This is a genomic window from Furfurilactobacillus sp. WILCCON 0119 (genome assembly GCF_053471565.1).
Genome location: NZ_JBPCCV010000005.1, coordinates 12894 through 31318, shown reverse-complemented (window position 1 = coordinate 31318; position 18425 = coordinate 12894). Strand labels below are relative to the sequence as shown.

Here is an 18425-nt window from a genome sequence, read left to right as displayed (position 1 = left end):
TGGTTTATAAATCAGGTATTTAGATGATCGATCTCAGTGGAGATTGATCATTTTTATTTGGCAACACGTTTGAATAAGGTGAAACGGTCTGCCGATTAGAAAATGTGGGCGCATAACTGCTTTTGCTTGCGAACGTGCGTTCATGCGTTATAATTTAACTACGATTTTACGGTAAGGGAGGCTGACAACGTGGCGTCAGAACACATTGAACATAAATTAGCGTTACTGCCCGGCATGCCAGGATGTTATCTCATGAAGGACATCAATGGCCAGATCATTTATGTGGGGAAGGCAAAGAACCTGAAGAACCGGGTCCGCTCGTACTTTAAGAGCAGCCATGAGGGGAAAACGGCTCAGCTTGTGGCTCACATCGTTGACTTTGAGACCATCATTACGTCGACGGATAAAGAAGCCTTTTTATTAGAAATTACGTTGATTCAAAAGCACCAGCCGTATTACAACATTAAATTAAAACGGGGAACGGGTTACCCATACATCAAAATCACAAATGAACGTGACCCGCGGATGATTATTGCCAGCGACGTTAAAAAGGATGGGGGCTACTATTTTGGCCCGTATCCGAATGTTTATGCTGCTGAGGAGACGTTACATTTCCTTCAAAAGGTGTACCCGTTGCGGCGTTGTTCCGGTTATCAGGGGCGGCCATGTTTGTATTACCACATGGGCCAGTGTTTGGGCGCCTGCTTTAAGGAGGTTCCTGAGCAAGCCTATGAGGAACAAATTAAGCACATTAAGTCGTTTTTGAACGGGAATACCGCGACCGTGATCAAGCACCTCCAGGAGCAAATGAAGACCGCTTCTGAAAAGCTTGAGTTTGAACGCGCCGCTGACCTCCGGGATCAACTGCACTACATTGATGTGACCGTTGAAAAGCAAAAAATCATTAGCACGGATGAGACGCCGCGTGATATTTTCAATTTTTATTTGGACAAGGGATGGCTTTCCATTCAGGTGTTCTTTGTTCGGCAGGCCCGGTTAATGAAACGAGAAAAGCGGTTGTTCCCAGTTGTTTCCACGGCACCAGAAGAAATGCAAACGTTTATCATGCAGTTTTACAACCGGCGAAACGCGATTTTGCCGCGGGAAATCTTGGTGCCAAAAGAGATTGATGCAGAAACGCGGTCGGCTATTGAAGAAGTGCTGAACGTGCCGGTCAACGTCCCCCAACGTGGTGTGCGTCGTGACCTGATGGAAATGGCAGGGAAAAATGCCCGCTTGGTTCTGGAGGAAAAGTTCCGCTTGCTGGAACTGGACGAGCATAAGACGACTGGGGCGATGCAGGAAATTGCGGATGCCCTGCGAATTGCGCCGATTACGCGCATCGAAGCGTTTGACCACTCCCATGAACAAGGAGCAGATTTGGTGTCCGCGATGGTTGTGTTTGAAGATGGGGCACCGAACAAGAAGTTATACCGAAAATATAAGCTGAAGACGGTGGATCATGCGGATGAAACAGCCAGCACCATGGAAGTGATTCGGCGGCGGTATACTCGTTTGCTGAAAGAGCACGCCGCATTGCCGGACTTAATTCTCATGGATGGTGGCGCGATTCAAATGAACGCGGCCAAGGACGTGTTGGAAAACGAGCTGGGATTAATGATTCCAGTTGCCGGAATGGTTAAAAATGACCATCACCGAACGGCCGACTTAATGTTTGGTGAGCAGGATGAACATCTGAATTTAGATCCTAAGTCACAAGGGTTTTACCTGTTGCAACGGATTCAGGATGAAGTTCACCGGTTTGCCATTACGTTCCACCGGCAGTTGCATAATAAGAATTCGCTTAGTTCTCGGCTGGATCAGATTCAGGGCGTCGGGCCAAAGACACGGGCTAAATTATTAAAAAAATACGGATCGTTGAAGAAAATTGCGGCTGCTCCAGTTGCTGAGTTGCATGAACTTGGGTTGTCAGAAGCGGTCGCCCAAACGGTTCACCTTGCAGTGACGGCCATGGTTGCCGGCGAAGCCCAACAATCCTTAAGTTACTTGGATAAACAGACGAACCGCTAAATTGACCTTTTCACGGGTTTTACCGGGATTATTTTGACCCCTTGGCCTACGCACTGTACAATGGTGGAAGCGAATGAACCGCTGTGGACGGTGAAGACCCGCCAAGGAACGTGGCGCCGGTCAATGAGTTAAATTATAGAGACGGAGAAATAAAAAATGGCATTTGTTGATCAAGCGACGATTGAAGTGAAGGCAGGTAATGGTGGTAACGGGATTGTCTCCTTTCGTCGTGAAAAATTTGTCGCCAACGGGGGACCGTTTGGTGGTGATGGTGGCCGTGGCGGTAGCGTCATTATGGTCGTGGACGAAGGACTGCGGACGTTAATGGACTTCCGTTATAATCGCCATTACAAAGCGAAGCATGGTGGCAACGGGATGACCAAGGGCATGACGGGACGTTCCGCTGCTGATATGTACGTTAAGGTTCCTGGTGGAACGATCATCCGGGATCTTGATACAAACGAAATTCTTGGCGACCTCACGGAGAATGGTCAAGAATTGATGATTGCTAAGGGTGGCCGCGGTGGTCGCGGTAACATTCGGTTTGCAACACCCAAAAACCCAGCACCAGAAATTTCCGAAAACGGGGAACCTGGTCAAGAGCGCCACATTGGGTTGGAATTACAACTATTAGCCGATGTTGGTTTGGTTGGCTTCCCATCCGTTGGGAAATCAACGCTGATGTCCGTTATTACGAACAAGAAGCCGAAAATTGCGGCCTACCACTTCACAACGATCGACCCAAACATCGGAATGGTGCGCTTGGATGATGGGCGTGACTTTGTTATGGCTGATTTACCTGGGTTGATCGAAGGGGCCAGTAATGGTGTCGGTTTAGGCTTCCAATTTTTGCGGCACGTAGAACGCACCCGGGTGTTACTCCACCTGGTGGCTATGGGTGGCGATGAGTTCTTGGCTGATGAAGAAGCCATGACCCCAATCGACGCCTATCGTGCCATTAACAAGGAGTTGGGGAGTTATGACGAAAGTCTACTAGAACGGCCCCAAATCGTTGTGGCAACAAAGATGGACCTTCCGGGCGCGGAGGAACGGTTTGAAGCCTTTAAAGCGGCCTTAGCAACCGATGACTCACTGACAACCAAGCCACAAGTGTTAGCAATTTCATCTGTTTCTCACGCAGGGTTAACACCGTTGATCCAAGCAACGGCGGCCTTACTGGATGAAACACCGGCCATCGAACCAGAAGTGGTTGCAGATCAAGGTGTGGTTTACCAGTATGATGAAAAGATCGCCCCAGCCTTTGAAATCAGTCAAGACGAGGATGGCACGTGGATTCTTAATGGTGATAAGATTGAACGGTTGTTCAAGATGACCAACACGCAGCATGAGCAGAGTATGATTCGGTTTGCCCGGCAGTTGCGGAGTATGGGGGTTGATGATGCGTTGCGTGAAGCTGGCGCTCAGGATGGCGATCCCGTCCAAATCCTCGACTTTACGTTTGATTTTGTTGAATAACTAATTGTAATAAACAGGGGTTAGGTTATGCAGGCAACACCAACGCCGGCGAAACGGCGTTATATCACAGGAATCAACGGACTGCGAACATTAGCGGTTCTGGGTGTCATTGCCTACCATTTACTTCCGGCACTGTTACCGGGCGGTTTTTTGGGTGTTCCGATTTTTCTGGCCCTGACGGGGTATCTCGTCACGGATCAATTTCTTGAACAGTTACATCGTGGTGAACGATTGGCCGTTGGGCAGTTTTATCGCCGGCGGGTGGGGCGTTTATTACCAGCGCTATTTACGATGCTAGTGGCAACAAGTGCGTACATAACGGTGTGCGCACGGCAACTGTTGCCAGGGCTGAAAGCGACGTTGGTGACTAACTTACTTTCCGTTTACAACTGGTTTGAAATTGGCCACGGTCAATCTTACTTTGACCGGTTTAACGGGGAGTCACCGTTCACCCATTTGTGGACACTGTCCATTGAGGGCCAATTTTATTTAATTTGGCCGCTAGTCATTATTATTCTTGTTCGGCTGGTTAAACGGCGGGCCCGGATTGCCGGCACGTTGACTCTATTGGGAATCATATCAGCAGTGCTAATGGCCGTGCTGTTTAGTGGTTCAGCGTCCATCAACCGGATCTATTACGGCACGGATACCCGGGCATTTTCACTTCTGTTTGGTGGTGCATTGGCAGCCATTTGGCCCAGTGCACACCTCAATGCAAACCTCGGGACGAATGGTCGGCGTGTCTTGAATTGGCTTGGTGGCATAAGTCTTGCGGTGATGGTTCTGATGTACTGGCAATTGTCAGGAACAGCCGCTCTGACTTATCATGGTGGAATGGCGCTTTTTTCAGTGATGACAACGGGGCTCTTGGCCGTGGTTGTTCATCCTGGGGCCAGTTGGAATCGGTGGCTGACGAACCCCGTATTCACATGGATCGGGCAACGAAGCTATGGGTTATATTTATACCAATTTCCTGTCATGATTTTTTACGAGCAGCGGGTGGTCAATGTTGCCGATCATAGCTGGTTAAATGCCCTGGCGGAGTTGGCGCTAATTTTAATCCTGACGGAAGTGTCCTACCGGTTCATTGAACAACCGTTAGCGCATGTTGAATGGGCAACGGTGTGGCAAACACTGCGCACGCCACAGCAGTGGGCGAAGCAGCCCGTGGCGCGGTTAGTCACCAGTGCGGTTGTTGGCGTGTTGACCCTTGTGACCGTTATTGGGGCCATTCAGGCACCGACAACGGCAAAGCAACGGGTTGACGCTGTTACCAAGCACATCCAAGCGGCAGGCAAACAAACCAAGCAAAAGAATCGCCAAGTTGCAGACGATAAGGCTGCGTTGGCAAGCGCTGCTGCGCACCAACAAAAAGATAATGAAGCTGCCAAAAAGCAACTGTCCGCTAAGCAACAAGCGTTGACCAAAACGTATGGATTAGAACCAACCGCGGTCCTTGCGGCGCAACAGACGTCGATCACGGCGATTGGGGATTCGGTTCTGGTTGACACAGCGGATGACTTGCAACAGGTCTTTGGTCATGCATACGTTGATGCGCAGGTTGGCCGCCAAGTTTGGCAGGCACCGGGAACAATCGAGACACTAAAAAAGCGCCATTTACTGGCGCAAACGGTGTTAATTAATTTAGGAACCAATGCACCATTAACGCAGGCTCAAATTGATGACGTTGTGAAGGCCGTTGGGGCAAACCACACCATTTATTGGGTTAACACGATGGTCCCAACCAAAAATTGGCAGGATCAAGTGAACACCTTATTGGCGCAAAATGCAAAACAACGGCAGCACTTTTATGTAATCGACTGGTATTCGCTAAGTCATGCGCAACCAGCCTGGTTTGGCCCGGATCATGTTCATCCAGATCCAGCAGGGAGTGCAGCCTACACCCGGTTAGTTGTTCAGACAATTACGGCCAAAGCAAAGTAAACAGGCACGTCTACATGAAGACGATTTGTTCATCAACTAGACGGTAACCAAAGAGCTCTCTAGCAGTTGGCGTCACGGTTGTGATTCGCCAGCTACCGGGGAGTTTTTGCGTGCGGGCGTTAAATTGATCCAGGGTCAGTGGCCGACCGGTTCCTGTGTTTAGAATCAATTGATGGGTGTCTGCCTGTTGGGTGAGGTCAGTCACTGGTTGATTATTTTCAGGATGGGCCAAGAATAAGGGCCGGTTAGGGTCATAATCCGCAGTTGAAAATTTAAAGTCGACAATTCGCATGGTTATTAGCGTCTCCATTGGCATAATTAATTGATCTTCTTAGCATACCATGAACCGGCAATGATTGTTTTTTACCGGTAAATTAAGTAAAATTAATGGCGGACGCATCGAAACGTTACGGTCGGTATTGACCGAAGTTTGAGATCGGTCGATGATGATCGTCTAAGCAAAGCGACAAGCCTGTGAGCCTCACAGCGCTGTTTTAAACACATTTTGTTCATATTAGAAATTAGGTTAAGCATAATTATGGAAATTGAATTTTTAGGGACTGGCGCTGGTTCGCCGGCAAAAGCACGAAACGTTTCAAGTTTGGCATTAAAGTTACTGGATGAACGAAACGCCATTTGGCTGTTTGATTGTGGTGAAGGAACGCAACACCAGATTTTGAACACGACAATCAAGCCACGAAAAATCGAAAAGATTTTTATCACCCATTTGCATGGGGACCACCTTTTCGGGCTCCCTGGCTTACTAAGTTCGCGATCCTTTCAGGGTGGTGATGAACCGTTGACCATTTATGGACCCAAGGGCATCAAGGAATATGTTCAAACCAGTTTACGGTTATCTGAATCTGGGTTGACTTATCCGCTACGGTTTGTGGAACTAAATGGTGATGGTGTGTTGTTTGACGATGACACCTTTACCGTTTCCTGCAAGCGGTTGGACCACAAAATCACGTGTTTTGGCTACCGCATTGTTGAAAAGGACCATCAGGGTGAACTACTCGTCGATAAGTTACGGGAAGCAGAAGTTCCTTCTGGCCCCCTGTATGGGCAATTAAAGGCTGGTAAGACCGTGACGTTGCCTGATGGGCGGACCATTGACGGCCACGATTTCATTGGCCCAGCACAAAAAGGCCGGATCGTCAGCATTTTAGGGGACACCCGAAAGACCCGGCGGGCGACAGAACTGGCTCAAAATGCGGATGTCCTTGTCCACGAAAGCACGTTCGCGGCGGATGAAGCAAAGTTGGCACGAAATTACTTCCATTCAACGAGTGCTCAGGCTGCTGAGGTGGCTCGGGATGCGCATGCCGGCAAATTATTACTGAATCACATTTCTGCACGCTATAATGGACGTGGAGCTAAAGAATTAGAACGACAGGCAAAACAAACGTTTAGCAACACGAAGGTGATGCGTGATTTTGACGTTGTTGAAGTCCCGTTTAAAAAATAACTCGTGGTGGGCATCAAATTGTCTATCAGCGAGATTGAGGTGAACGTTATGATGAACCTTGCAAGTCGGTTAAAAGCATTACGGAATCTGAAAAATCGGATCGTCCTCATTACAGGCGCATCGTCTGGCATTGGGCAGGCAACGGCCTTTGAGGTTGCTCGGCGTGGGGCGATTGTGGTCTTAGTGGCCCGCAACGCGAAAAAGTTGAACCAGATGGCCCAGCAATGCATGCTGTATTCTGGGCGGCCAGCGTTTGCAATGCCGGTGGACATCGGTGATGTTGATGCGGTTGATGAAATGCTGACGACCGTAAGTCATAAAATCGGTTCCGTTGACGTTGTCATTAACGCTGCCGGTTTTGGCGATATGGAGTCTGCGTTGACGACATCAACGGCCACGACCGAACAACTCTTTCGGGTCAACGTGCTTGGCCTGATTTACATTACCCGGCGGTTAGCTTCTGAGATGCTTGATAAACGCTATGGTGCCATCATTAACGTTGCTTCTGTAGCTGCACTTGTTCCAACACCGAAGTCCGCCGTGTATACAGCAACGAAGGCAGCGATTGTTGGGTACAGTAATGTCCTGCGGCAAGAACTGCGGCCGTTTGGTGTGCAGGTAACAACCGTTAATCCGGGGCCTGTCGCCACAAACTTCTTTAATGTTGCGGACCAAAATGGCACGTATCTATCCCGGGTTGCACGGTTTACGGTGACGCCACAGTTGGTTGCTAGTCGGTTAGTTGAAACGATTGGGTATCACGTTCGTGAAGTAACGGTCCCACGGTACTTTACAGCCGCAGCAATGGCATACCGTGTTTGGCCGGATGCTGGTGACTTTGTCATTAACCAGCTGTTCAAAGAACGGCACCACTGGCCGCGTCGCCATCAACTGAGTGCCACGGATTCAACCACAACACCGGAGGCGGACTAATGAAAAACATGAAGAATAAGAACCAGTGGCGTTTAGTGTTGGTCCTGGTCCTGATTTTAATTGTTGCAGGCTTTGCGCTATTAAACAGTGATAGTGTGCCAATTCATTTCGGCGTCGCCACGGTTAAATGGCCCATGATTTTAATTTTAGTGGTTGCGATTTTGATTGGGGTTGTCATTGCACTGCTTGTCTCAACAGGGAATAATTCGGCCGATAAAAGGGCGGATGCCACATTGGCAAGAGAAAATGAGCAGTTAACCGCCCAAAATAAAGAATTGACCACAAAAAATAACCAGTTAAATCAGTTGGTTAGTGAACGTGATCAAACGATTGAACAACTGCAACAACAGTTGGGCACTGCTAGTGCTGCAACGTCAGCACAAACAAGTTCACAAGGATAAGAGTGACCACTAACGCATAAACCAGGCTGGCACATCGTGTTGGCCTGGTTTATTGATTGCCGGTCATTCCCTCGTGGTGAATGACTGAAAAGTGGGAAACGTAAGGGGAGGACAATGACGTGTTAGAGTCGAAGTTTAAGTGGCAAGTTGCCCCGACACCAGAGGAACAGCAGGTTGAACAATTGGTGTCGTCATTATCAGTGTCACCGTTTTTAGCGCGCTTATTGGTAAGCCGGGGCCTGACAGATGAATCAGCAGCCAAAGGGTGGTTAACCCCGACAAGTGATGATCTTCATGATCCGAAGCTAATGGCTGATATGGATCTCGGGGTGGCCCGGATCCAGGCGGCCATTGAAGCTGGTGAAAAGATTACGGTGTACGGCGATTATGATGCAGATGGGTTAACGAGCACATCCTTGATGTACGAAACGTTACTTCAGCTGGGGGCGGATGCAAATTACTACATCCCTAACCGGTTTTCCGACGGGTATGGCCCTAATGTGGCCGCCTTTAACAAACTCATTGACGAGGGAACGGCCCTGTTTGTTACCGTTGATAACGGGGTTGCCGGTAACGAAGCTATCGCAGCGGCTGGTGAGCGTGGCGTGGACGTGGTGGTTACTGATCACCATGAGCTTCCAGACGAGCTCCCGAATGCCTATGCAATTATTCATCCGCGGCACCCAGAAGGAAACTACCCGTTTGGCGGATTATCCGGCGTGGGGGTCGCATTTAAGGTGGCCCAGTGTTTGTTAGACGCGACGGCTGAAGAATTGAGTGATGAATTAGATCTGGTTGCGATCGGTGAAATTGCTGACCTGGTGCCATTGACTGATGAAAACCATGCCTTAGTGAAATTTGGTCTTCAAGTCATTTCAAATTCGCAACGGCCCGGCCTTGTTGCATTAATGGCGGAAGCAGGGATCAACGCAACTGAAATTAATGAAGAACACGTTGGTTTTGGCATTGCGCCGCGGTTAAATGCGCTTGGTCGGCTGGGTGACGCCAATCCAGCCGTTGACCTTTTGACGACGTTTGACGAAGAACAAGCGAAGTCACTTGCTAAGATGATTAACGGACAAAATGAAGACCGCCAGCAACTTGTGAAACAGATTAGCGAAACAGCGCTGGCGCAAGCCCAGACACCAGAAAACCAGGCCCGGAAGACGTTGATCATTCATGGTGAGGGTTGGCACGAAGGGGTTTTGGGGATTGTTGCCAGCAAGATTGTTGAAGCAACCCATAAACCAACGTTAGTGATGACAGAAAATCCTGAAAAACAAACGTTAAAGGGCTCTGGCCGAAGCATCGAGGGATATGACCTCTTTGCGGCAATCAACCCAATCAGAGAGCGCATGATTGCGTTTGGGGGTCATGCGATGGCCTGTGGACTAACCAGTCCGATTGCTGAATTGCCGGCACTTGCGGATGCATTGGAAGCAGCGTGTGATGAACAGGATGTTGATCTGACCACCAAACCAAGTTTGCCGGTTGCTGGTGTGATCGATCTACCAGAAATCAACGCCACAAACTACCAAACGATCCACCAACTGGGGCCGTTTGGGACGGATAATCCTCAGCCAGTGTTCAAGGTGGCGCCCCAAACGGTTACAAACGTTAAAACGATGGGTGCCACAAAGACGCACTTAAAGTTCACCATGAAGGATGAGGCTGACCATCAGGTGCCGGCCATTGCCTTTGGTCATGGTGCCTCGTTTGACCAAGTGACCGCGGGTGCTGATCAGGTGACCACGGTTGGCACATTATCAGCCAATGAATGGCAGGGGAAGACGACGTATCAATTAATGGTGAAGGATCTTCAGGTGAACGGGATGGCCATTATCGATGCCAGAACGACAAACCTGATGAAATCACTATTTTCACAGCCAGGAACCTACCTCTTCTTCCACGAAAAATTGGCGACGCAACTGGCTGATTACTTGGAGGACGGCGCCACGGCCGTGTGTGTCGGGCGTGACACGGTACCGACCCACACGACGCACTTAGTCCTTGTTGATTGTCCAGATGACCTAGCAACGTTAACGGACACCCTGACGGCAATGAGCGCTGATAAAGTGACGGTTTACTTTTACGAGCGTGAATCTGCGTATTTGAGTGGGATGCCAAGTCGGGCTGAGTACGGAAAGCTGTTTAAATTTATTGCAACTCACCACGATGTTGATGTGGCTCACCAAATGGATGCCCTTGCTAAATATTTACAAATTGACCACGATAAACTGATTTTCATGATTCAGCTGTTTTTTGAAGTGGGATTTGTTAAAATAGATGCTGGCGTCATGAACGGCGTGCAAGCACCAGAACACGTTGAACTGGCTACGGCAACTGCGTACAAAGAACGTCTGGCGCGGATCGATACAGAAGAAAAATTACTCTATTCAAAGGGTCCCCAACTGACAGCTTGGTTGACGGGAGCCATGAACCAGGCTTAAAAGGAGTTGGCTAAATTGGCATTAGACTTAACGAACTACATTGCAACGGTACCTGATTACCCTGAAAAGGGCATCATGTTTCGTGATATTTCACCATTGATGGGTGACGGTGAGGCGTATCATCAGGCAACAGATACCATTGTTAGCTACGCCCGTGATAAGCAGGTCGACATGATCGTCGGCCCTGAATCACGTGGGTTTATCGTTGGTTGTCCCGTCGCCTATGAACTGGGCATTGGGTTTGCACCAGCCCGGAAAAAGGGGAAGTTACCACGGAAGACCATTAAGGCCGATTATGACCTTGAATATGGCACCGCGTCATTGTACATGCACGAAGACGCCATCAAACCCGGCCAGCGCGTGTTGGTTACGGATGATATCTTAGCTACTGGTGGGACCATTGAGGCCACCATCAAGTTGGTTGAGCAGTTGGGAGGCATCGTCGTTGGCTGTGCCTTCCTCTTGCAGTTGAAGGACCTGAATGGCCGTGAAAAGTTAAAGGACTACGATACCTTAGTTTTGATGGACTATTAATTAACTAAAATAAAACCACCAAGCGCTGACATTAGCGATTGGTGGTTTTGTTTTAGTCTGAATATAGCGTTGCCATGAGGGTCCTGAGTAACGTCACGATGGGGGTAACGGCCGCAGCGTCTAATTGCTTAGTGGTCAGGACGTAAAGGTCCCGGTTGAAGTGTGCGTTAAGCGGGGTGAAAGGGACTTCAGATGGCAGAATGCTTTTTGAAACGATGGTTTCACCGGCACCCTGTTGGACTAGATTCATAATTAAATCGTTTCGATTGATGATCATCGTTTGGTCGGGATGAAGATCGTATTCTTGAAAAAACTGATCCGTGTAGTGCGCAATGCCGGACCCTTGTTCCCGTTGAAACCACAGGCCGGTTGGCGTCCCAATGCGAACGAGCTGGTCATGAGCGAGCCGTTGACGGGTCATGACGGCGGGGTCGGTGAGAACAGGTTTTTCGATCAGGCCAATGGTTAATTGCTGCTTTGTTAGTTGGTCGGCGATGTAATCAGAATTGGCGACGGTAATGTGCCAATCAAACTGGGGGAGTTGATGACGCGCCTGAATCAAAAACGTGGGGGCCACCGTTTGGGCCAGCGTCTGGGAGAAGCCCAACTGGATGATTTGACGTTGCTTTTGATTGACCTGGGCGAGGAGCTGTTCTGTTTCCTGCCATACCTCGCGGAGATGAAGGGCCTGCTTATATAACAGATCGCCTGCCGGAGTGGGTACGATGGCTTGCCGGCGTTTGCGCGTGAACAGGGATTGCCCGACCCGTTTTTCCAACTGACCAATTTGAGCCGAAACGGTGGGCTGGGTGATAAAGAGTTCTTTTGCGGCTAAAGAAAAGCTGCGTGTTTCATAAACGTAGATAAACGTGGTGAGGTACGGATTCATCATGTGACCTCCTTTTTAGATTGAATATTTCTATTATAACAATAAAAATGATTGATTTTATTTATCCTAGAAAATTCGGTAAGCTAGGTTTAGTAAAAACAATGGGGGACAAGACGAATGTTAACACTGTTAAAAAATATCCCAATGGCAATGTGTGGCCTGATCTTAGGACTCGTGTCGTTAGGTAATCTGCTGGTCAATCTTGGGGCAGTGGTCGTTGGTAACGTGGTTGGAATCATCGGGATGCTCTTAATGATGATTGTCTTAATGAAGGTCATCCTGACGTTTACGTCAGTGCAGGATGAATTAATGAATCCATTTACCGCGGGGACGTTGCCAACGTTTACCATGGCGCTGATGATAATTGCGGTCTTTTGGGCCCGTTGGGGTTGGTCAACAGTTGGTTTAGGTCTGTGGTGGCTCGCTTTGATCACACACGTGGTCTTGATGATTGCATTTTGTTATGTCCACTTCATGGCACACCGAATTAGCGCAACGGATATTTACCCAAGTTGGTTTGTGATGTTTGTGGGGATTGGTGTGATTCCAGTGACGGCGACACCATTTTCACCAGCGACCGGCCGCCTGTTCTTAGTGCTTGCGCTCGGGTTGTATGCAATTGTGTTTCCAATTGTGATGTGGCGCCTATTTTGGCACCGGCGACTGGCCGAAAATGCGCTTCCGTACCTGATGATTATTGCGGCACCGGCATCGTTATGTTTGACGGGGTACTTGAACATGACACCCACATTAAACGTTGCCGTTGCAGTTGGCTTGGCATTATTTGCGCAAGCGTTGTATGTTATTACGGTTGGGTTTATGGTGCGCTTATATGTAATTGGGCAGCATTCGTTGATTCGGTTTTACCCGAGTTTTGCCGCATTAACGTTCCCACTGGTGATTTCAGCAACCGGATTCCTAACGCTGTTAAAGCGGCTAGGTGTAACGGGGCAATGGTGGAACATTGCAGCAAACGTTGAATTAGGCGTTGCGTTTATCATGGTCATGTTTGTTCTGGGCCACTACTTGCGTTTCCTCGTTGGAAACGTGAAAACGGTCATGACACAAAAACGTTCTGTAAACGAATAAACTAAAAGGCTGACACTTTCCGGAGAGGATAGTGCCAGCCTTTTGATTTAGAAAAAACTGCAAAAAAAAGCGACCACAAAAGTGATCGCCTGGAATGATCCCAAACGGATAAGTTTGGGACAGAAACTATTCTAACATAGATTTGAAGTTAATGCTTGATAATGACCGATTTATTTAATTAACGGGGTATAATATGGAGGTAAAATAACTTTTATCTTTGAAAGCAGGTTGAATGATGAACATTCTTATTTTGGGCGGCTTCGGGAAACTTGGCCAGGAAGTCTATCGTGAACTGGCACCACTCCCAGAGGTCAACGTTACGCTATTTGGTCGGAAGCATGCCGACGCTAAACCAGTCACAGCAGCAAACGTCTTTTATGGTGATGCCACAAAGGTTGAGGACCTTGTTTCAGCGCTAGCTGGAATTGATATTGTTTTCTCAACGCTTGGACCGTTTGAAGTTGAAAAATATGCGGTTCCATTGATCGAAGCAATGAATGAAGCCGGTGTTGGCCGGTTATACTGGTCAACACAGTTCCAAATTGCACGACCAGAAGTGACTCAAGACATGCTGGATCTGGCGGCAACGTTTGGGTTTAGTGAGGAAGTGGAACGCAACTATGTTGAAAACCAAAAACTCGGTGCCTCACTCATTGAATCAAGCAATTTAAGTTACACATTGTTACTGTGCCACTTTTTCAAATACGATGACAGTGTTCAAAAGGCAATCATTGAACCAAGCTCACAGGTAATTGACGGTGGGCCCATCAGCGTTCGTTCACTGGCCGTTACATTGAGTCAGTTATTTCAGAACCCGGATGATTATCGACGGGCTGGCGTGATGATCTCTGCTATGGAAGAACGTTAATGGTAAATTAAAAAAGCGATCACAATTTCCAAGCTAAATGGAAATTGCGATCGCTTTTTTTCATACCAAGGCGGAAGTGCGATCAGTGATAATCGATGTGCAATCCTTCCATGGCTAATTACGTTGCTTTTTGATGAGGTGGTAGCCAGTACCACCAAGCAGAAGGACGCCCACGGTAATAATGATTCCACCGATAACATGCGTGGTGGATTTACCGGTTTCGGGTAAAGTAGCCTGTTTTGAAACGGTGGATGTTGGCTGTCCGGAACCGTGTGAAGAATGACTTTCCGCTGGTACCACCGCCACCGCACTCACAGAGCTTGACGGCTGCGTTGCATTACTAACCGCTGATGATTGGGTCGTTGAGGTGCTAGTTGAACTTCCAGGATTTGTGGAACCTGTGGAAGAAGCCCCAGGTCCACTTGTCGAAGATGAGCTTGATGAGCTGCTGTTAGAGCTCGATGAGGCCACAGGTTCATAGGTAATGGTGACCACATTTTGATCAGCGCCGTCTTGAGTCACGGTATAGGAAGTTGGTTGATTAGCCATGATGGTGTACCCAGAAAAGGTTGGTTGGGCGATTGGAACCGTGCGACTAAACTTGGTGTTAATGGTCTTTGAGTCCAGTTTCTTGCCATCGGTCGAAACGTAATTAACAGTCACTGTTTCATCGTTTGGTGTTAGGACGGTCTTGTAAGTTTGTGACCCGCCCAAATCCTCGGCCGTTATTTTAGTGTGCGTCCCGGTTACGTATTCTAAGTATGCGTCAACGGTTGGGAAATGAAGATTGTTGATGATATCTGTGTAGGGGGCATCTAGATTAACGTTGCCGTCCACATCAGTCTGCAGGATCCGTGAAGCAGCGTTGTCGACGGTAAAGCCGGTTACCGAGACGGGGTGGCAGACCAGTGTGTCGCCAACAGCAAAGCGATCAGAAACGGCTGTTGGAGCCGTCCCTTCTGGATCAGTGTTGGTCCAACTGTAGTTAACGGTGAAATTTGTTTTATCTGCGAATCCTGGTGACGTCAATGACATAAAAAAGAGGGCACCAAGGATCGCCAGAAATAATGGTCGTTTGAACGATGTGTGTGTCATTCGGTTAAACCTCGCTTTCTTAACTTATTTAAGTATATCAGTTATAAAATTAGTAATCAAAATAGTGATTTTTAATGCATGATAATTAATTTTCGAAAACATTTCAATAATTACCAGTTTACTGATTTTATTGAGAGACGAATTTGCCAGCTAAAAAAACAGCTCGACTCCGGTATAAATAACAGCCTGTTAAAACAAGGCCGCTAATGAGTGATCAAGCTCATTAGCGGTCCTGTTTAAATTATAAATATGTTGACGGAGCGACAAGACCACCAAATTCATTGTCATTTGGTGCATCACGTTTTACCACGAGTTCTTGATTAGCAAAGCTAAGAATGCCGCTTTCGCCCATTTCACGGCCATAACCGGACATTTTGACGCCACCAAATTCTAATTCTGGAAGCGTGGAGAAGAATGTATTAACAAACACCATACCGGTTTCAAGTTGGGAAGCAATTTCGGCTCCGTGATCCTTATCGCCAGAGAAGACGATACCACCTAATCCAAGGTCAGAATCATTGGCTAAATTAATGGCTTCTTCATCGTCTTTAACCTTGTAGACCATCGCCACTGGTCCAAAGAATTCTTGATGGTAGGCGGGGTTATCCTTGGTAACATCCGTCAAGATGGTTGGCAGGAAGAACTGCCCGTCTGAATCAACTGGGTCATGACGGAAGTAGAGGGTGGCCCCAGCGTCAACTGCGGCATCAACTTGCTCCTGAAGTTTTTCTTTGGCACGTTTTGATGACATCGGTGCTAGCGTCGTCTTGGGATCCATGGGATCGCCAAGGACGGCGTTTTTAAATGCCTTTTTTAAAGAAGCTAAGAATGCGTCATAGTTGTTTTCTGTAACAATAAAACGTTTGGAAGACGTGCAGACCTGGCCACAATTATATAACCGGGCCCGTGGCGCAATGGCGTTCACTTGGTCCATATTGGCGTCACTCGCAACAATAAAGGCGTCCGCACCACCTAATTCCATTGTGTTTTTCTTGAGGTTTTTACCTGCTTCTTCGGCGACTGAGCGACCGCCACGTTCAGATCCCGTCAATGCAATGCCGACAACACGTTTATCTGCGATGACGTCTGTTACTTGATCATAGGACAAGAAGAGGTTTGTCAGGGCACCAGCGGGCGCACCGGCTTCTGTGACAGCCTTTTCGAAGGCAAGCGCGGCGCCTGGCGTATTGGCAGCGTGCTTATACACGATGGGATCACCAACCGCGTAGTTGGGGGCAAAGATCCGCATCATTTGATAATAGGGGAAGTTCCACGGTTCAACCGCTAGGAGAACCCCAAGGGGATGGTTTTCTAATTGTGCCTCACCGGCGATTGACTCAATCTGCCGCGGTGCGAGCAGTCGTTCCGCATTCTTAGCGTAATAGTCAGCAATGTCCGCACAAAGCAAGACTTCACCTTTGGCTTCCGAATAAAGTTTCCCCATATCGACGGTTAAGACGGTTGCTAATTCATCGACATGGTCGCGAAAATGAGTAGCAAGTTTCTGTAAAACGGTGATCCGACTGCCGACCGGGCCATTGCGCCAGTGTTTGTAGAGCGCTTGCGCGTTTGTTAATGCCCGCTCAACGTCGGTAGCAGTAGCATTTTCATAAACATGAACTGTTTCGTTGGTATATGGATTAATGGTTTGATAGGCCATGATTGTGCCTCCTTGGTGACTGATAGTGACATGAAACCGATTTCAACAGTTATATTGTAATGACGATTGTTACAGAATGCCAATGAAAATGCTTGTGATATGGTGAATTTTTAGATGCTATTGTTTAGATGCGATTAACATAATCGTTGGCTACTTTGACACGTGTCGAAACAGTTACTGACTTAACTAAAAAAAACGTTAAACGCACATTCAAGTTATGTGTTTAACGGATTTTATAATTGTTTGAATTTAATTGTGAAGACGATCTTGAAGCTTATCGCCCCATTTATCAGCTTCTTTGGCAGCAAATACGGTACCACCAATTAAGAGGCCTCCAATAATTAGAACCATGGAAAAAGCTAATTTAAGAATACTAGACATAATATTAATCTCCTTAAGACCGATTCATTCGTGAAAAAATAAATGAAACAATGAGGACAAGAAGCACGGCGCCAATCAAAGAAGGGATAATTGCCATTCCTGCAAGTTTTGGGCCCCAAGAACCCAGGATAGCCTCACCCAAAGATGATCCTACTAGACCGGCAAGGATATTGCTAATCCAGCCCATGGAGTGACCGCGATTAGTAATCGCTCCAGCAATGGCACCAATGACAGCTCCGATAATGATTACCCATAACCAATGCATAGACTTTTACCTCCCGTGAAATGAATAAAATTATGGTGAAATGATACGTCAAATCGTAAAATCATTTCATTAATAAAACTAACCTAAAAAGCTTTTGTCGTCAAAAGCAATGCCTATGGTTAAATTGACCACTAGATTTGGATTGTCTTGAAGAAAATGACGTTGTCCTTTCTGAGGCCAAATGGATGAAAGTACCAAGCATTGTAAGACAATGGTGTGCTAAATAAGGAAATTTGGTGTGACTAAAGGTTAATATTTTCACCGCCGGTAACCCATATATTTGGCCGGTTACATAGCTAGCATTATTTGAAGCTAAAAAACATAGACAGAGGCCAGTTCGGCTTGGTTGACCAGCGCGACTCAGCAAAGATTTTTGACCAAATCCTGAAATTGCACCTTTTGGTTGGCCATTGTTAAGTTGTAACGGGGTCCAAATCGGGCCGGGGGCGACACCGTTCACTTGAATTCCTTTTTGAATTATTATCTGAGATAAGTTAATTGTATAATTCGCAATTGCGGCCTTTGTGGCTGCATAGTCAATTAAATGAGGGCTTGGATGAAACGCCTGGACAGAAGTTGTCGTGATGATGGCACTGCCGCTTTGAAGGTTTTTTTCTGCTGCTTTCACAAGTGCCATCATCAAAAATAGATTGATTGTAAATGTCTCATGAATTTGCTCCATGGATAGTTTTTGATGATCTTCGACGGCAATTTGTTGGGCTGCATAACAATGGTATCTAAGCCCCAAAAGGAGTAATAACACGTTTAATCATTTCTTGGGGTGCGGACTCATCTCTTAAATCAATGGGAGTAGCAATGCCTTTTGACCGGCAGAAATTGAAGGGCAACATCAGCACCTTCTCGAGCAAAAGCAATTGCAACAGCGCGACCGATGCCTGAATCACCGTCTGAAATAAGAACATTACGCTTGTCCAGGAAGC

At 47.5% G+C, this 18425-nt stretch carries 16 protein-coding genes and 1 pseudogene; 10 read left to right on the top strand and 7 right to left on the bottom strand.

What is annotated here, in order from left to right:
* The first annotated feature begins 189 nt into the window (after positions 1 to 189).
* From uvrC to ACRYI5_RS08530, 3 genes are all read left to right on the top strand, one after another.
* Complete coding sequence (uvrC, locus tag ACRYI5_RS08540; RefSeq protein WP_407878739.1) at positions 190 to 2031, top strand: excinuclease ABC subunit UvrC; 1842 nt, start codon at positions 190 to 192, stop codon at positions 2029 to 2031.
* 156 nt (positions 2032 to 2187) lie between these two features.
* Positions 2188 to 3507 carry a GTPase ObgE gene (obgE, locus tag ACRYI5_RS08535; RefSeq protein WP_448224983.1) on the top strand — a complete coding sequence of 440 codons (1320 nt, stop codon included), beginning with the start codon at positions 2188 to 2190 and terminating at the stop codon, positions 3505 to 3507.
* A gap of 27 nt (positions 3508 to 3534) precedes the next feature.
* A complete protein-coding gene (locus ACRYI5_RS08530) occupies positions 3535 to 5451 on the top strand; it encodes an acyltransferase family protein (RefSeq protein WP_448224982.1) in 1917 nt (638 codons plus the stop codon).
* 10 nt (positions 5452 to 5461) lie between these two features.
* Here the strand turns inward: ACRYI5_RS08530 and ACRYI5_RS08525 are convergent, their stop codons facing one another.
* A complete protein-coding gene (locus tag ACRYI5_RS08525; RefSeq protein ID WP_448224981.1) occupies positions 5462 to 5743 on the bottom strand; it encodes a hypothetical protein in 282 nt (93 codons plus the stop codon).
* Positions 5744 to 5989: 246 nt separating this feature from the next.
* Here ACRYI5_RS08525 and rnz point away from each other — a divergent pair, with 246 nt between their 5' ends.
* From rnz to ACRYI5_RS08500, 5 genes are all read left to right on the top strand, one after another.
* Positions 5990 to 6919: a ribonuclease Z gene (gene rnz, locus ACRYI5_RS08520; protein ID WP_448224980.1), complete on the top strand. Its 930-nt coding sequence runs from the start codon at positions 5990 to 5992 to the stop codon at positions 6917 to 6919.
* A gap of 48 nt (positions 6920 to 6967) precedes the next feature.
* Positions 6968 to 7852, top strand: a complete 885-nt coding sequence (locus ACRYI5_RS08515; RefSeq protein WP_448224979.1) for an SDR family NAD(P)-dependent oxidoreductase — start codon at positions 6968 to 6970, stop codon at positions 7850 to 7852.
* Positions 7852 to 8253: a LapA family protein gene (locus ACRYI5_RS08510; protein ID WP_448224978.1), complete on the top strand. Its 402-nt coding sequence runs from the start codon at positions 7852 to 7854 to the stop codon at positions 8251 to 8253. Before ACRYI5_RS08515 ends, ACRYI5_RS08510 begins: the two co-directional genes overlap by 1 nt.
* A 119-nt stretch (positions 8254 to 8372) precedes the next feature.
* Positions 8373 to 10703: a single-stranded-DNA-specific exonuclease RecJ gene (gene recJ, locus ACRYI5_RS08505; protein WP_448224977.1), complete on the top strand. Its 2331-nt coding sequence runs from the start codon at positions 8373 to 8375 to the stop codon at positions 10701 to 10703.
* 15 nt (positions 10704 to 10718) lie between these two features.
* Positions 10719 to 11237 (top strand): adenine phosphoribosyltransferase, encoded by a 519-nt coding sequence (locus tag ACRYI5_RS08500; protein ID WP_407878728.1) that lies wholly within the window; start codon positions 10719 to 10721, stop codon positions 11235 to 11237.
* Between the two features lie 52 nt (positions 11238 to 11289).
* Here the strand turns inward: ACRYI5_RS08500 and ACRYI5_RS08495 are convergent, their stop codons facing one another.
* Positions 11290 to 12129 carry a LysR family transcriptional regulator gene (locus ACRYI5_RS08495; RefSeq protein WP_407878727.1) on the bottom strand — a complete coding sequence of 280 codons (840 nt, stop codon included), beginning with the start codon at positions 12127 to 12129 and terminating at the stop codon, positions 11290 to 11292.
* 114 nt (positions 12130 to 12243) lie between these two features.
* Between ACRYI5_RS08495 and ACRYI5_RS08490 the strand changes: the two genes are divergently transcribed.
* Together ACRYI5_RS08490 and ACRYI5_RS08485 are read left to right on the top strand one after the other, a co-directional pair.
* Complete coding sequence (locus ACRYI5_RS08490) at positions 12244 to 13215, top strand: TDT family transporter (RefSeq protein ID WP_448224976.1); 972 nt, start codon at positions 12244 to 12246, stop codon at positions 13213 to 13215.
* 232 nt (positions 13216 to 13447) lie between these two features.
* A complete protein-coding gene (locus ACRYI5_RS08485) occupies positions 13448 to 14083 on the top strand; it encodes an NAD(P)H-binding protein (RefSeq protein ID WP_407878725.1) in 636 nt (211 codons plus the stop codon).
* 114 nt (positions 14084 to 14197) lie between these two features.
* Here ACRYI5_RS08485 and ACRYI5_RS08480 read toward each other — a convergent pair whose 3' ends face one another.
* The 5 genes and pseudogenes from ACRYI5_RS08480 to ACRYI5_RS08460 all read right to left on the bottom strand — a co-directional run.
* Positions 14198 to 15178 (bottom strand): LPXTG cell wall anchor domain-containing protein, encoded by a 981-nt coding sequence (locus ACRYI5_RS08480; protein WP_448224975.1) that lies wholly within the window; start codon positions 15176 to 15178, stop codon positions 14198 to 14200.
* A 241-nt stretch (positions 15179 to 15419) separates the two neighbouring features.
* Positions 15420 to 16838 carry an NAD-dependent succinate-semialdehyde dehydrogenase gene (locus tag ACRYI5_RS08475; protein WP_448224974.1) on the bottom strand — a complete coding sequence of 473 codons (1419 nt, stop codon included), beginning with the start codon at positions 16836 to 16838 and terminating at the stop codon, positions 15420 to 15422.
* A 249-nt stretch (positions 16839 to 17087) separates the two neighbouring features.
* Complete coding sequence (locus tag ACRYI5_RS08470; RefSeq protein ID WP_407879354.1) at positions 17088 to 17219, bottom strand: hypothetical protein; 132 nt, start codon at positions 17217 to 17219, stop codon at positions 17088 to 17090.
* 13 nt (positions 17220 to 17232) lie between these two features.
* Positions 17233 to 17484 (bottom strand): GlsB/YeaQ/YmgE family stress response membrane protein, encoded by a 252-nt coding sequence (locus ACRYI5_RS08465; RefSeq protein ID WP_448224973.1) that lies wholly within the window; start codon positions 17482 to 17484, stop codon positions 17233 to 17235.
* 242 nt (positions 17485 to 17726) lie between these two features.
* Positions 17727 to 18420, bottom strand: a pseudogene (locus tag ACRYI5_RS08460) (SDR family oxidoreductase); the annotation flags it as partial.
* Positions 18421 to 18425 lie beyond the last annotated feature (5 nt).

What these genes read in the sequence shown, in the direction of transcription:
- ACRYI5_RS08510 (WP_448224978.1), top strand. Translation starts at nt 7,852, where the DNA reads ATGAAAAACATGAAGAATAAGAACCAGTGGCGTTTAGTGTTGGTCCTG.
- ACRYI5_RS08530 (WP_448224982.1), top strand. Translation starts at nt 3,535, where the DNA reads ATGCAGGCAACACCAACGCCGGCGAAACGGCGTTATATCACAGGAATC.
- ACRYI5_RS08515 (WP_448224979.1), top strand. Translation starts at nt 6,968, where the DNA reads ATGATGAACCTTGCAAGTCGGTTAAAAGCATTACGGAATCTGAAAAAT.
- obgE (WP_448224983.1), top strand. Translation starts at nt 2,188, where the DNA reads ATGGCATTTGTTGATCAAGCGACGATTGAAGTGAAGGCAGGTAATGGT.
- rnz (WP_448224980.1), top strand. Translation starts at nt 5,990, where the DNA reads ATGGAAATTGAATTTTTAGGGACTGGCGCTGGTTCGCCGGCAAAAGCA.
- ACRYI5_RS08490 (WP_448224976.1), top strand. Translation starts at nt 12,244, where the DNA reads ATGTTAACACTGTTAAAAAATATCCCAATGGCAATGTGTGGCCTGATC.
- ACRYI5_RS08525 (WP_448224981.1), bottom strand. Translation starts at nt 5,743, where the DNA reads ATGCGAATTGTCGACTTTAAATTTTCAACTGCGGATTATGACCCTAAC.
- ACRYI5_RS08465 (WP_448224973.1), bottom strand. Translation starts at nt 17,484, where the DNA reads ATGCATTGGTTATGGGTAATCATTATCGGAGCTGTCATTGGTGCCATT.
- ACRYI5_RS08485 (WP_407878725.1), top strand. Translation starts at nt 13,448, where the DNA reads ATGATGAACATTCTTATTTTGGGCGGCTTCGGGAAACTTGGCCAGGAA.
- ACRYI5_RS08495 (WP_407878727.1), bottom strand. Translation starts at nt 12,129, where the DNA reads ATGATGAATCCGTACCTCACCACGTTTATCTACGTTTATGAAACACGC.
- ACRYI5_RS08470 (WP_407879354.1), bottom strand. Translation starts at nt 17,219, where the DNA reads ATGTCTAGTATTCTTAAATTAGCTTTTTCCATGGTTCTAATTATTGGA.
- ACRYI5_RS08480 (WP_448224975.1), bottom strand. Translation starts at nt 15,178, where the DNA reads ATGACACACACATCGTTCAAACGACCATTATTTCTGGCGATCCTTGGT.
- ACRYI5_RS08475 (WP_448224974.1), bottom strand. Translation starts at nt 16,838, where the DNA reads ATGGCCTATCAAACCATTAATCCATATACCAACGAAACAGTTCATGTT.